This is a genomic window from Rhizobium redzepovicii (genome assembly GCF_019793435.1).
GTDB classification, from domain to species: domain Bacteria; phylum Pseudomonadota; class Alphaproteobacteria; order Rhizobiales; family Rhizobiaceae; genus Rhizobium; species Rhizobium redzepovicii.
In genome coordinates, this window is the sequence record NZ_JAILYH010000002.1 from 230,242 (window position 1) to 244,264 (window position 14,023).

Genomic DNA, 14,023 nt, shown 5'->3' on the forward strand with positions numbered 1-14,023 from the left:
CGAATGCCATGAAGGGTCGATGGCCCCGGCCTTGGCCGGATACCGCCTTCTTTGCCGAATGTCGGGCCGGTCGGCATGGACCGGCCCGACACCGGGGGAGGGGATCTCTTTCAGAGACCCATTGCGGCCAGGTCGTCGACCGTGTCCTTGTTGATCGGCAGCAACTGGTCGACGATGATGTCGTTGCCGGCCGGCTTGATAACCCCGAGACCTGGAATGTCGTCGCCTTCCTTGATGCTCTCGCCCTTGATCAGCCGATCGGCGAGCGTGACGAACACTTCGCCGGCCTGTTTCGGATTCCACATGAAGCCGCCCGATATCGCGTCTGATTTGATCAGCTTCTGGCCCTGGCCGGGTGAGAACGGGCCGAGGACGAAGATTTTGCCTGTCTTGCGGCGTTCTTCGACCGCGCGCCCAGCGCCGATCGGACCCTGGCTGCCGAAGGCGAGGAAGCCTTTCAGATCTGGATGAGCGGCAATCAGGTCGAGCGCTGTCGAGCGGCTTTTGTCGACGTCTTCCGCAACGCCATAACGATCGCCGACGAGCTTCATGTCCGGATAATTCGCCTTGATATAGGCAATTGCGGCATCGGCCCAGGCATTGTGCAATGGGACGGTCAACGAACCGACAAAGACGGCATATTCGCCCTTGCCGCCCATCTTTTCGGCGAGCAGCTTGCCATGCGCTTCGCCGAATCCGGTGGATGATGCGAGCTCGAAATTCCAGTCGGCACCCTTCTGCGAAGGAGATTCATGGGTAATGACCTTGATGCCGGCCGCCTGCGCCTTGGTAAGCACCGGCTCGAGCACCTTGGCGTCGTTCGGAACCACACCGATCACCTTGACGCCCTGAGCAATCAGGTCCTCGATGGCACGCACCTGCAGGGCCGGGTCGGCGCTGGTCGGCCCGATCATGAAGGCATCGACACCCAGTTTCTGACCCTGCTCCTTGATGCCGGCCTCCATTGCGTTGAACCATGGAATGCCGCCGATCTTGACGACAATGCCGACCTTCGGCGCGTCCTGCGCAAACGCGGCGACCGCGCCGGCGAGCGACAGCGATGCAGCCAATGCCGCTATGATAAGTTTCCTCATCCTCACTCCTCCTCAAAGGTCGCCCATGCGAACGACGACCCCCTGCCGCTTTTGCGGCAAGGTTGCTCCTGGTTGCTTCTTGGCGAGGGATACCCTTGCCTCCCGTCTCGCCTCCTCCGGCGAGCCATCCATGCACAATCGAGCTTTCTTTTTTGCACAATCGATGGTGCAATGACTATCGAACAAGGCAGGGCTTTCGTCAAGAGGGGTTTGTTTCTAAGGGAACGGCAGAGGAAGGGCAGGGCATGACAGGCATCAGCAAGAAAAAGGCGACCATCTACGATCTCTCGGTGCTATCGGGCGCATCGGCTTCCACCGTGAGCGCCGTGCTGAATGGAAGCTGGCGGAAGCGGCGTATCAAGGAGACAACGGCCGAGCTTATTCAGAAGCTGGCGAACGAGCACGGCTATACGGCGAACCTGCAGGCTCGTGGCCTGCGTTCGTCCCGCTCCGGCCTCGTCGGCCTTCTGCTGCCTGTGCACGACAATCGCTATTTTTCCTCCATGGCGCAGTCCTTCGAGGCCCAGGCCAGGAACCGCGGCCAGTGCCCGCTCGTCGTCAGCGCCTGCCGTGATCCGGAGGAGGAGCGTCAGGTTGTCGAGACGCTGATTTCCTATTCTATCGACGAACTCTTCATCGCCGGTGCAACCGATCCGGACGGTGTCCACGCGGTGTGCGAAAAGGCTGGGCTGAAGCACGTCAACATCGATCTGCCGGGCACGCTGGCGCCGTCGATCATCAGCGACAATTACGAAGGCGCGCGTATGCTGACACAAGCGATCATCGAGCGCGCGCAGGAGGATGGGCCGCTTTCACCCGACGATGTGTATCTGTTCGGTGGCCGCAACGACCATGCCAGCCATGAACGCATTCGTGGCTTTCGCGACGTAAAGCGCGCACTGCTGGGCGCAGATCCGGACATCTGCATCCAGCCGACTGGTTACTCCCCCGCCATGACCGCCCGCGCCTTTGAAGTCTTCTACGAAGGCCATGGAAAGCTGCCGCGCGCATTTTTCGTCAATTCCTCGATCAACCTCGAGGGGCTGATGCGCTTCCTCGCGCTGCATCCGCACGAGACCTTCGCCGATATCATCGTCGGCTGCTACGACTACGATCCCTTCGGCTCCTTCCTGCCGTTCCCCGTCTTCATGATCCGGCAGGACGGCGAGGCCATGATCACCAAAGGGTTTGCCATCCTCGACACCAACCGACCTCCAGTACTGACGCATCTTGTGCAACCATCACTCGTCCCGCCACGCACAGCGCTGACCGGCCCCCTCGATGCCCTGAAAGATATCGAGTAATCCCGTCTCCTTCGTTGGAAAATCTGATGCCAGACGGCGTCGGTGGGCCCGGGTCAATTGCAAATAGCATCGAGACATTCCAAAATCTCCAAAGGGAAGCTGACCTTGCCCCCAAGTTTTATCCAGTTTTGAGTTCGCTCCAGCGGTTTTTGGTTGCTGTATTTGGGGCGGTAGCGGCGGGTTGCGGTGCGGAGCCATTTCGGCTGCGCAGCACCGCATCACGTCGCGGATTGATGGTCTGAGCGAACTCGGCGGGCGTCAGCCAGCCAAGGCCGGAGTGCGGTCGATGATCGTTGTAATAGATGCGCCAGTTTGAAAGCGCTGATCGAGCGTGGGTCAATGACGAGAAGAGCGTTTCATTCAAGAGCTCGTCGCGCAGCCGACCATTGAAGCTTTCGATGAAGGCGTTCTGGATCGGTTTGCCTGGTGCGATGTAGTGCCAATCGACTTTGGTCCGGTCGGCCCATTGCAGGATCGCGTTGCTGGTGAACTCGCTGCCATTGTCACTGACGATCATCCTGGGTTTGCCACGTCTCTCGATGATCCGGTCCAACTCACGGGCAACCCGAAGGCCGGAAAGGGACGTATCCGCAACGAGAGCCAGGCATTCTCTGGTGCAATCGTCGACGACCGTAAGCACCCGGAACCTGCGTCCATCGGTGAGTTGATCCGACACGAAGTCCAGTGACCAGCGATCATTGGCGGCAAGCGGGATCAGCATCGGTGCTCGTGTGCCTATCGCTCGCTTTCGGCCGCCACACTTGCGCACCGTCAGCTTTTCCTCGCGATAGAGCCGGAAGAGCTTCTTGTGGTTCACAAGGTGTCCCTCGCGCCTGAGCAGCACATGAAGGCGTCGATAGCCGAAGCGGCGGCGTTCGTGCGCCAACGCCTTCATGCGCTCGCGAAGGCCCTGATCGTCGCTGCGTTTAGTGTCATAACGGATCGTCATCCGGCAAAAACCGATGGCTTTACACGCCCGCCGTTCGCTCATCCCACGTTGGTTCATGAGATGTGCGACAGCTTTCCGCTGGGCTGCGGGCGTCACCACTTCTTTCCCAAAAGGTCTTTCAAAGCGGCATTGTCGAGCATGGCATCCGCCAGAAGCCGCTTCAGCTTCGTGTTCTCGTCCTCCAGCGTCTTCAGCCGCTTGGCCTCGGACACCTCCATGCCGCCAAACTTGGCTTTCCATTTATAGATGCTGGCATCGCTGACACCGTGCTTGCGGCAAAGCTCCGCGACCGGCGTGCCCGCCTCGTGCTCCTTCAGAATGCCGATGATCTGTTCGTCCGTGAAACGGTTGCGCTTCATTCTCTGGTCCTCTCAATGGGCCAGAGCTTACTTCAAAATGGATTATTTCAACGGGGCAAGGTCAAAGCCGTTGTTTTTTCTGGCATGTCGCACCGGGAAATAGAATGCCCCTTACACCAGCTGCTGTATGTCAAATTAGATAATATGCATTATGGAACTTGCGCCATCCGATAACGCAGCCGAGCGGTGCAGCCAGTCAATCCAGACACAACTTCATCCTGTTGCCTTCTACTCACTCAGCATCGAGACTGAGGAGCGCGCGAACTCGGCCGGGCGGCGCGCGCCTATCATCCAATTTAGTCCTGATTGGCCGCCACCGGCAAACTGCCCTCGTTCGAATGACGTGTTTCAGTATGCCGTGCGGCGGAGACGAGGCGGCGCTTTGCGCGGATGGCGTGCCATTGCTGGTCGATCAGGACGCCGATGAGGATCACGCCGCCCATGACGGCGAAATTCAGCGACGACGGGATGCCAAGCAGATTGACGAGATTCTGCAGCTCCTGGAGCAGGACCGTGCCGAGCACCACGCCGACGATTGAACCTTCGCCGCCGCGGAGAGAAAAGCCGCCGAGGACAGCGGCGGCGATCGCGTAGAGTTCGTAGAACTGGCCATGGCTCGCCGGCGAAATCGAGCGTGTGTACATGGCGAAATAAGTCGCCGAAAGCGCCGTCAGCAGGCCGCAGATGACATAGGCCGACATGATCATCCGGCCGGTGCGGATACCGGAATAGCGGGCCGCCTCCTCGTTCTTCCCGATTGCATAGAGATAACGCCCGAAGACGGAGCGGTGCAGCATGATCCACATCACGACGGTTATGATGACGAGCGCGATGAAGGTGTTGGGAACGCCGTAGAACCGTCCGGCGGTCAGGAATTCGAGATCCGGGAAGTTCTGGCCGAACGCGAAGCCCGCCGTTCCGTCGGCGGTGTAGAAGCGCGCTGCCCCGCGATAGATCAGCAGGCCGCAGAGGGTGACGACGAAGGGCTGCAGCTTGAGCCGGGTGATCAGCCAGCCGTGGACGGCGCCTATGACCGCGCCAAGCGCGAGAATGAGCGGCAGTGCCAGCATCCAGGGCATGTCCTGGACGGCAACGAAATCGACGAACAGCACGCCGAGAAGGGCGACGAGCGAGCCTACGGAAAGCTCGATACCGCCGGTTATGATGACAAAGGCCTGGCCGATCGACAGGATGCCGAACAGGCCGATCAGGTTGGCGGTGTTGGCAAGATTGATCGGCAGCAGAAAGCGCGGATTGATGATCGCGACGACGATGCCGACGACGACGATCAAAAGCAGCAGTCCGAGATCCTTTTTGACCATTCGAGATCCATTCCCCGATACTTATATGTTGGCCGCAGCCGCTATTTTACCCTTTTGCCGACGGCAAGCAAAAGCACGCTTTCCTGGCTGAATTCATCCTCTTCCAATATGCCGGCGATCTGGCCCTCGTGCATGACGGCGATGCGGTCGGAAACGCCGATCACCTCTTCCATGTCGCTGGAGATCATCAGGACCGCGACCCCGGCATCGGCAAGCGCTCGCATCAGTCCGTAAATCTCGTTCTTGGCGCCGATATCGATGCCGCGCGTCGGCTCGTCGAAGATCACCACCCTCGGGCTCATCGACAGCCATTTGGCAAGCACCACCTTCTGCTGGTTGCCGCCGGACAGAGTGCCGGTTCGCGTCGAAACGGAAGGCGCCTTGATCGCCAGGCGAACCCGCTGCTTTTCGGCCGCCGCCGTCTCTTTTTCAGCAGAAAGCATGAAGCGTCTGGAAAGCCTGGGAAGGTCGGCAAGGGTGATATTCTGGGCGATCGGGAAATCGAGAAGAATGCCGTTGCGCTTGCGATCCTCCGGCACCAGGAAAATGCCGCGAGCGACGGCGTCGCGAGCGGAACGGACGGAAATTTCCTGCCCGTCCTGCAGGATGCTTCCGCCATAACTCCGGTCGATGCCGAAGAAGACCCTGGCAAGCTCGGTACGGCCGGACCCGACCAAGCCCGCAAGCCCCATGATTTCTCCATAGCGGATTTCCAGATCGACGGGACGGCCGGGATAGGCCTCGGTGCGCACGCCACTTGCCTTCAGTGCAACCGAGCCCGGCGAGCGCTGCGGTTTTGCGGTCCGGGCCGCAAGCACCCGGCCGATCATCAGCTTGACCATCTGGTCGTGGCCGATGTCTTTCCTGGCGAGCGTGCCGACAAGCGTGCCGTCGCGCAGCACGACGACCCGGTCTGCGACGCGCTCGACCTCGTGGAGGCGATGCGAGATGAAAATGACGCTGATGCCATCCGCTTTCAGCAATTTGATAATGCTGAGCAGCCGCTCGGTTTCGTCCAGCGGCAGGCTGGACGTGGGCTCGTCGAAGATAACGAGCCTGGCGTTGATCGACAGCGCTTTGGCGATTTCCACCATCTGCTGCTCGGCAAGGGAAAGCGACGCCACGGGTGTGTCGGCGGAAAAATGCGCGCCCACGCGCCTCAAAAGCGGCTTCACCATGTCCCTTAGTCGATCGCGATCGACGAGCTTAAGCGGTCCCGCCTTCAGCGGTTCGCGCCCTAGGAAGATGTTGGCAGCGACGTCGAGATTCTCAAAGAGATTGAGTTCCTGATGCACGAAAGCGATGCCGGACGAGATGCTCGATTCCACCGTGAGGAAATGAAGCTCTGCCCCGTCGAGCAGGATCGTGCCCCGATCGGGTGCGATCACACCGCCGAGAATCTTCATCAGGGTCGATTTTCCAGCCCCGTTTTCGCCGACAAGGCCGATGACCTCGCCCGGCACGATGTCCATTGACAGGCCTTCGAGCGCAACGACGCCTGGATAAGTCTTGCCAACGCCGGAAAGCGAAAGGAATGGCGTTCCGGGCGCGCCCGGTGACGGGATGTCGGAACTATGGTTCATCGGCTGTCCATGGCTGCTGATGATGTCGGCATGAAATGCCTTTCGCGGCGGCGAGTGCCGCCGCCGCGAAAGAGGTTACTTTCCAGCCATGGCCTTCAGGTTGGCGGCATATTTGTCAACGTCATCCTTGCCGATGATCACCGTCGGGATGATGATCAAGCCATCGGCGGGAACGCCTGATTTGTCGCCCTTGAGGTAGGCGGCCATCAATTTCATGCCCTGATAAGCCCATTCGAACGGCTGCTGTACGACGGTTGCCGCGATCGTGCCTTCCTTGACGCCGCCGAGCGTGATCGGATCGTCGTCAAAGCCGACGACGGTGATCTGGCCGAGTTTGCCGGCGTCGCGTAGAGCCTCATAGATGCGCGGCGTGTTGTAGGAGTAGAAGCCGACCATGCAGGTCAGGTCGGGGCTGGCCACCAGCGCATCCTCGACGTTCTTCTTGGCGCGCGTCTGGTCGATGTCGTCACCGCGAACATCGACAAGCTCGATCTTCGTGCCCTTGAGCCCTTCCTTCATCCCTTCGATGCGTTCGCGGGCGTTATCGGCGCCGAGCAGACCGACGAAACCCATACACTTGCCACCGTCCGGCATAGCCTTCTTAGCGATTTCGGCGGCCTGCTTGCCGGCATCGACGTTTGAAGAACCGATATAGGCGACGCGGTTGGTCTTCGGCGCGTCGCTGTCGGTGGTGAACAGAGCCGTCTGCGAGCCGATCTTATTCAGGCCATCCGTCTGGGTTTTGGGGTCGACAGCGGAGACCATGATCCCTTTCACGCCGGCGCTGACCAGATCTTCCATGAGTCGCTGCTGAATGGCGACAGCCGCCTGCTCAGGGTATTTCAGCTCCATCTGGTAATCCGGCATTTCGCCCTGCGCCTTCTTCACGCCGGCCTCTGCCGCTTTCCAGAAGTCGGACGCTCCGTTGACGACGAATGCAAGTGTCGGCTTGTCGGCGGCATGCGATACGGCAGCCGGTGCCGCGCTCAGCATCAAACCGGCCAAGAACAGGGCTGCATTGCGTTTCAGCTGTTTCATAATACACCTCCCGAGGGGCCGCAGTCGCATGGGCCCGTTTTCGACTTACGGCCGGCCGGATGCGCCCCCTCCCAGGGCCGCCGCAAAGCGACGAGTGGCATTGGTCCGATCGCTCCGTGACGGTATAGAAGAATTTTAATTAGTAAATAGTATTATCAATGCGGATCAAAACATTTCATCATGCACCGACCGGGATGCAACTTTGTACTAGCAGTGACCAATAACCGCAGGCATTGCAACAGTTGATGCAATTGCCAGCGCTTTCAGATAGATGCTAATAGTAATTACCAAACGACAAAGAGACTGTTCTCCTCGAATGCGACAAGCCAAGCCCCAAAAAAGCAATAAGCCCGCGGTGGACAAGCCTGCCCGCGTGACGATGATGGATATTGCCGCGGCCGCCGGCTGCTCGCAGGCCGCCGTCTCTTTCGTTCTCAACGACACCCCCGGCACCCGGATCTCGCAGCAGACCCGCGACCGCGTGTGGGAGGCGGCGCGGGCTCTGGGATATACCGGGACGACGTATACGGCGAAGGCCTCTTATTCAGGGTTGGACAATGTGATCGGTTTCGCCGTGGATCAACTTGCCACCAGCCCGGAAGCGATCGTTGCGATCGAAGGCGCGCGGCAAGCTTCCTGGAACGCCGGCAATGTCCTTCTGGTCGCCCAGACGCTCAGCGATCCGGTCATGGAGCCGAAGGCCATCAAGGCGCTGACGAGCGGAGGCATATCAGCGCTCATCTATATGACGATCTATACCCGCCAGGTGGAGCTTCCGTCCTATGTCAGCAATCTCAACATCCCGACGGTCCTCTTGAATTGTTATACGGCGGACCATGCATTTCCGGCCGTCGTGCCGAGCGAGATTGCGGGAGGGCAGAGCTCCACCCGACATCTGATCACGCACGGACACCATCGCATCGCAACCATCACCGGCGAAATCTGGATGCAGGCTGCGCAGGACAGGCTGACCGGATATCGCCGCGCGCTGGCGACCGCCGATATCCCCTTCGATCCGGAATTGGTTATCGAAGGCGACTGGTCTGCCGGTGCCGGCTATGCCGCCACGATGAAACTGCTTGCTCTGAAAGAGCCGCCGACCGCGATCTTCTGCCAGAACGACCGCACGGCCATCGGCTGCTACGAAGCGCTCAAGGATGCGGGGCTTCGCATTCCCCAGGATATGTCGGTGGTGGGGTATGACGACGAAGAGATTTCACGCCACCTCGTCCCGCCGCTGACGACTTCGGTCCTTCCACATCTTGCCATGGGGCAATGGGCGATCGAACATCTCAACCCGGAAACCGTGCCGGGCAAGCGATATCCTATTGCCAAGCTCGAATGCTCGCTCGTCAAGCGCCACTCCGTCGCCGCGCCGCGGGCCGAGGCGCGGCAGGTTGTCGATGATTTAAGTACCTCGCCATAGGCCCCGGCAGCAGTGGCCGGGAAGACTTACTTGTCGGGCACCCCTCCGACGGCGAACGCAATGCTGACCGCACGGTTCACAGCCGCTGCAAGAACCGACATGTGGGTCTGGCCTGCATAGAGCTCGAATTCGGTACGCAATCCGTCTTCTGTGCTGCTCAATCGCTCCGCCATCTCCTGCGCCAGGAGGATCGTCCGCTCCGCCTTCCTCTTTTCCAGGCGTACGGCTGCATCCTCGTTGCGGTACTGAAAGGGGGCCAACTCGTCGCCTTCATATTCCCCGGCGGACAAATGCAGGAAGGCGGCATTTCCCGGGATGGGTTGACGCTGCGCCTCATTGTTGAGGATTTCACTGTTCTCCCAATAGATGGTCGGGCTGGCCGCAATCCAATTGGCAAACAGACCCGGCCGCTCAAACAGGGCATAGAGGGTAAAGAGGCCGCCGAAGGAATGCCCAAAAAGCGATCGGCGCCGCGGATCCAGGGTCACTATCTCCGCGATCCGCGGTATCAACTCGCTCTCGATGAAATCCGCCAGTTTGCCGGTCCCTCCGATGACCACCGGGGGACCGCCCTCAACAAAGGGCGGATAGGATTTGACCGGTGGAGGACCGAGGTCCCAAGACCGGCGGAGCGCATCATAGGGCTCGTCGGTGGGATAGCCGATCGCCGCGATCACCCCCCAGCCGACATTCGTTCCCGTGGGGTAAGGCGCCTGCGTGACCAGGCTGGCAGCCGCGAAGGGGAAAGTGGCGTTGCCGTCGGTCATCACTAGAAGCGGCCATCCCCCCGCTGGCGGCTTCTCCGCCGGAATGGACAGGAATATGCGATAGGGCTCGCCGCCTGCAGCCGGAGCGAGATCGAAAAAGCACGTGCCGGGCAATGAATAGACGCTGACAGGTTCAGTCGTGAGAACGGTTTCTGATGTTTGCATAAGAGGACGTATCTCTCTTAATCGATGATGACGTGCGGCACGAAACGCGACAGGTTGGCGGTTATGCGCGAGCGGTCTTCGCGAACGGCAAGGCCACAGGCGCGATCACCGACGACCCAGCTGCCGAGCACGGCAAAGCCGCCGTCGCTTTCGAAAAGCGGGGCATAGGCCTGGACGACGAAGCCTTCGTCGCCATAATCGCCGGGAGCGGAAACGAATTCCCGGCCATCCCGGAATATCGTGACGTTCTCGCCCTCTCGCGACAGCAGCGGTTTGCGCACATAATCCGTCAGGGTCGCGGCTGCCGGGTCGTCGGCAAAATAGCTCGCCAGCAGGTTGGGGTGATTGCGGTGGCGCTGCCAGAGCAGAGGCAGAAGCCCCTTGTTCGAGAGCACGGCCTTCCAGGCGGGCTCGATGAAAACATCGCCGGAGTGCGCGAGTTCGCGGGCGAACGGCTCGCGCAGCATGAACTCCCATGGGTATAGCTTGAAGCAGCGGTCGATCACCCGATCCTGCAGGTCGGTATAGCGGCCCTCGGCATCGATGCCGATCTCGCGTATGTCGAGAAGCTCGACGCGATGGCCGGCCTGCACTGCGCAGTCCATCAGATAAACCGTCGTGCCTCGATCCTCCTCATTGTCGGTCATCACAGCGAAGTGGAAGATCGGCCCTTTGGGAAATTGCTCGAACGCCTCGACGAGGCTTTCCTGCAGGGAATTATACTGGTCCGCATCATTGGGCAGGGTACCCAAAGCCATCTGGTCGGTCAGCCAGTTGTATTGGAAATAAGCTGTCTCGAACACCGAGGTCGGGGTATCGGCGTTGTATTCGAGCAATTTGACGGAGCTGGTACCGTCATAGGCAAGATCAAATCGGCCGTAAAGGTGCCGGTCGCGGCGCTGCCAGGAGCGCTGCACCACATCGCGCAGATCCTCCGGAATGGCCAGCCTGTCGAGCGTCTCTTCGCTTCTGACGATATCACCGACCAGATCCATGCACATGTCGTGCAGTTCCTGGCTCGGCTGTTCGATCTGCGTCTCGATTTCGTCGAGCGTGAAAGTATAGGCGGCATCGTCGAGCCAGTAAGGCTCGCCGTACATGACGTGAAAGCCGAAGCCGACGGCGCGCGCCTCGTCACGCCAATCAGGACGGGCCGGAAGGGTGATGCGCTTCATGTCAGCCGCCGAAACTAAACGACGAACGGCCACCAAAGCCTTGACGGGCGACGGTGCGGGTATTGACGTTGACCGGCTTGACGCTCTGGCGCGAGGGCGCAGTCAGACTGTCGTTGCCCGCGCCGCCTGATCGAACCGTTGTCACCGTCTGCCCGGAGCGATTGCGGTAAATCGGCGTCGAACCGTAGTAATAACCCATCTCCTCCTGGCGCCGGCGATAGTCGGAATAATCGCCGATGTTGTTCAGTGCCGAGGACAGCATGTAGCCTGCCAGGAACGGCATGAAGAAGCTGCCGCTGCCGCCGGTATTGTTGGGGACTGAATTGGCCGGCTGCTCCGAGCAATGGCCCGCGCCGTATTCGGCCTCGCAGGCGGCCATGCCGTTGAAACGCGGCGCGGTGGCGAGATGAGCCCGCATGGCATCCTGATAGCCGGCCTGGCAGACCTGCCGGTCCATGCCGGATTGCACGCATTGGTCGACGGAGGTGAACATGACCTCCGAAGGCGTCTGGTCGCCGCAACCGGATAGCGCCAGGGTGGAGGCAGCGATAGTGCCTAGGGCCAGGAAGGGTCGTCTGTGCCCGCTCTTACGTCTGCGCATCGTTCCCCTCCCCTCAATAGGTCATGCAGGCGGCGTTGAGAATACCGATGACCAATGCGATGCCGCCGCCCCATATGCCCGCGGCGATATCGTCGGCGGTGATCTTCTCATGCAGGTCCGGCATGGTGAAATTCGCAATATAGAAAGCAAGGACCTGCGCCAGAATGCCGATCACCGCCCATATGATGTAGTCGATGATGCTGACCGAATTGGCGGCGGCCGAAGCCAGCGGCAGGCTGAAACCGACAAGCGCGCCGAGAAATGCCGTCACCGCGGCGAGGTTGCCGGCACGAATGAGCTGAACTTCCTTTTGCGGCGTCAGGAATGTGTAGATCACCGCAAAAACAACGTAGGCGCCAAGACCAACGGCGAAATAACCAAGGAAGGAAGGCAGACCCGCCACGTAATCGAGCATTGAAAAACTCCTCCGTCAAAAATTGATAGTGTGTCAGACGCGGCGGACATCGGCTGGAGCAAGCCCATAACCGATCAGAAATTCCACCGAGCTTCCCGCTTGGCTCTGTCCGAGGTCGAGATCACGCTCGACATTGATCAGAAGCATTTCGCGCGTCGAGCCAAGCGGGCGGTAATACAACATACAGGTCTGGTGAATGGAGCGCTGCGCTTCACCATCCTCGACCTTTTCGACAAATTCCACCAGTTGCGCGCGCTCCGGGCCTTCGCCCCAGAAGCGGCTATAGAGGATACCGTCGGCATCGTAGGATGGCTGGCCGATCAGGCCGCCCGGCCCGGTCCAGCGGTTCCATTCGCTCTGCCCGGCCGGCACGACGCTGTCCCAGGATTGATAAAAGCTGATGTCGTCGACGGCATCGCCCGGCTGGCCCGACGCCGACATCACCTGGATCATCCGGTGGTCCTCATCGTAGTAGCGCGACAGAACCGTTGCGGCATCGAGCGAACTCTCGCCGTAGCCGGCAATGATGAAGGGGCCGCTCCGTGGCAGCGGCATGGCCGGCTCGCCGCCCAAAGCCTCGGCCTCGAGGGAGAGGAAATCGATCTCCAGAGCCCCGCCGATGGCGGCGCCCAAGGGGCCAAGTTCTCTGGGCAAGGGCTTTTCGTTCTTGTCTCTGCCGAACCAGCCGATCATGATACGTCTCCCATTCGAGCCCAAGCGACGGCAGCGGGATCTAGCCGCATTCCGCTGATGTAGTAAAGAGTCTCGCCGCCCCGCATCAGCACCTCGTCCCGGCAATTGAGGTCGGTGATGCCCTGGCTCAGCAAGCCCACCAGCGTGACGTTATGCTCACGCTTGAGGCTTAAAAATACGTCTCCATAGAGCAGTGGCCGTTGCAAAGGCGGAACCGGCAGGGAAAAGGCCGTATCGGTGGAGGCGGCCGATAGCAGCCGTGCGGCGATCTCCGAAGAGCCCGGATCGCGGGCTGCACGCGACAGCAGCTCCTCGGCGAGCGAGCCCACCGCCTCGACGCGCGGCCGGAGTTGTTTGACCATCTGGGCTGTGCGGTCGTCGGCGAAATAAGCGACGATATGGGCATTGGGCGCATGGTCTTCGGCAATCAGCACCGCGGCCAGCGTCTCGTCGTCATTTGCTCCGCGCGCGATGATTGCCCGCGCCTGCGCCACTCCGGCCCGCACCAGAGCGTCCGCATCGGCGAGCCGCTCGGTTCTGATATAGTCGGTGTAATCGCTGACGGGATTCTCCGCCAGCTCCTTGGCAACCAGAACGCTCATTGGTTCGTTGGCCTGCCGTTCGGCATGCAGCAGCCGCAGCATCTGGTATGTCTGCCCCTCCTGCCAGCCTAAGACGATGATATGACCGCTGCGTTCGCTGTAGTCACCCAATCCGCGCATGCGGTTCCTCCAGATCGTGCCGATCGTTGTCAACAATTTGCCAAGAACGGCGGTGAAGATGGCAATGCCGCCGGGCAGGACGAAGAGGACGGCAATGATCCGGCCAAATCCCGATTTTGGGGAAAGATCTCCATAGCCGACCGTCGTGGCTGTCACCATATAGTAGTAAAGAAAATCGATCGGATTGCCGACGAGATCGCCTTCGCCGCACAGCATAAAGAGCAGGTAGGAGGCGGCCAGATGGATCACGAGAAGAATAAAAAGGGCGGACCAGGCCAATTCGCTGAGCGAGAGATATACACGCCGCAGCAATGAAGCGATAAATGGCACGCGATTCGCCCCCGTTCCCCGTGCGTAACCTAGCGAAATTTATTTACCGCGCCACCCCTTTAAGTGGCATATCGGATACC

13 protein-coding genes are annotated in these 14,023 nt (G+C 60.2%); 2 read left to right on the top strand and 11 right to left on the bottom strand.

Translation table 11 applies throughout. The annotated features are described in order from the left end of the window. Positions 1-110 precede the first annotated feature (110 nt). Complete coding sequence (locus tag K6N12_RS03445; protein ID WP_097629433.1) at positions 111-1,094, bottom strand: autoinducer 2 ABC transporter substrate-binding protein; 984 nt, start codon at positions 1,092-1,094, stop codon at positions 111-113. A 245-nt stretch (positions 1,095-1,339) separates the two neighbouring features. Here K6N12_RS03445 and K6N12_RS03450 point away from each other — a divergent pair, with 245 nt between their 5' ends. Continuing rightward, positions 1,340-2,398, top strand: a complete 1,059-nt coding sequence (locus K6N12_RS03450; RefSeq protein ID WP_131710546.1) for a LacI family DNA-binding transcriptional regulator — start codon at positions 1,340-1,342, stop codon at positions 2,396-2,398. A gap of 118 nt (positions 2,399-2,516) precedes the next feature. On the opposite strand, the gene K6N12_RS03455 is transcribed toward K6N12_RS03450, so the two are convergent. The 4 genes from K6N12_RS03455 to K6N12_RS03470 all read right to left on the bottom strand — a co-directional run bounded on the left by K6N12_RS03455 (position 2,517) and on the right by K6N12_RS03470 (position 7,649). Next, a protein-coding gene (locus K6N12_RS03455) for an IS3 family transposase (RefSeq protein ID WP_131710545.1) occupies positions 2,517-3,706 on the bottom strand; the annotation gives its coding sequence in 2 pieces (ribosomal slippage) (positions 2,517-3,457 and positions 3,457-3,706; 1,191 coding nt in all). A gap of 296 nt (positions 3,707-4,002) precedes the next feature. Next, the gene (locus K6N12_RS03460) at positions 4,003-5,028 is read right to left on the bottom strand and encodes an ABC transporter permease (RefSeq protein ID WP_097629431.1); all 1,026 of its coding nucleotides are present in this window, start codon (positions 5,026-5,028) and stop codon (positions 4,003-4,005) included. A 41-nt stretch (positions 5,029-5,069) separates the two neighbouring features. Beyond that, complete coding sequence (locus K6N12_RS03465) at positions 5,070-6,611, bottom strand: sugar ABC transporter ATP-binding protein (RefSeq protein WP_222148739.1); 1,542 nt, start codon at positions 6,609-6,611, stop codon at positions 5,070-5,072. Positions 6,612-6,686: 75 nt separating this feature from the next. Next, positions 6,687-7,649 carry a sugar-binding protein gene (locus tag K6N12_RS03470; protein ID WP_085740336.1) on the bottom strand — a complete coding sequence of 321 codons (963 nt, stop codon included), beginning with the start codon at positions 7,647-7,649 and terminating at the stop codon, positions 6,687-6,689. Positions 7,650-7,965: 316 nt separating this feature from the next. Here K6N12_RS03470 and K6N12_RS03475 point away from each other — a divergent pair, with 316 nt between their 5' ends. Continuing rightward, on the top strand, positions 7,966-9,075 hold the full coding sequence (locus K6N12_RS03475; RefSeq protein WP_097629429.1) for a LacI family DNA-binding transcriptional regulator: 1,110 nt from the start codon (positions 7,966-7,968) through the stop codon (positions 9,073-9,075). A 26-nt stretch (positions 9,076-9,101) separates the two neighbouring features. Here K6N12_RS03475 and K6N12_RS03480 read toward each other — a convergent pair whose 3' ends face one another. From K6N12_RS03480 to K6N12_RS03505, 6 genes are read right to left on the bottom strand one after another with little or no spacing between them, the layout of a single operon-like run. Continuing rightward, on the bottom strand, positions 9,102-10,007 hold the full coding sequence (locus K6N12_RS03480) for an alpha/beta hydrolase (protein WP_097629428.1): 906 nt from the start codon (positions 10,005-10,007) through the stop codon (positions 9,102-9,104). 17 nt (positions 10,008-10,024) lie between these two features. Next, on the bottom strand, positions 10,025-11,182 hold the full coding sequence (locus tag K6N12_RS03485; RefSeq protein WP_222148740.1) for a glutathionylspermidine synthase family protein: 1,158 nt from the start codon (positions 11,180-11,182) through the stop codon (positions 10,025-10,027). A gap of 1 nt (position 11,183) precedes the next feature. Further along, entirely contained in the window at positions 11,184-11,783 is a 600-nt protein-coding gene (locus tag K6N12_RS03490; RefSeq protein WP_222148741.1) for a DUF1190 domain-containing protein, read from the bottom strand. A gap of 13 nt (positions 11,784-11,796) precedes the next feature. After that, positions 11,797-12,198 (bottom strand): DUF350 domain-containing protein, encoded by a 402-nt coding sequence (locus tag K6N12_RS03495; RefSeq protein ID WP_222148742.1) that lies wholly within the window; start codon positions 12,196-12,198, stop codon positions 11,797-11,799. Positions 12,199-12,231: 33 nt separating this feature from the next. Continuing rightward, on the bottom strand, positions 12,232-12,891 hold the full coding sequence (locus K6N12_RS03500) for a YjfK family protein (protein WP_097629425.1): 660 nt from the start codon (positions 12,889-12,891) through the stop codon (positions 12,232-12,234). Beyond that, positions 12,888-13,943 (bottom strand): ion channel, encoded by a 1,056-nt coding sequence (locus K6N12_RS03505; protein ID WP_222148743.1) that lies wholly within the window; start codon positions 13,941-13,943, stop codon positions 12,888-12,890. The genes K6N12_RS03500 and K6N12_RS03505 overlap by 4 nt, the downstream gene beginning before the upstream one ends. Positions 13,944-14,023: the final 80 nt, after the last annotated feature.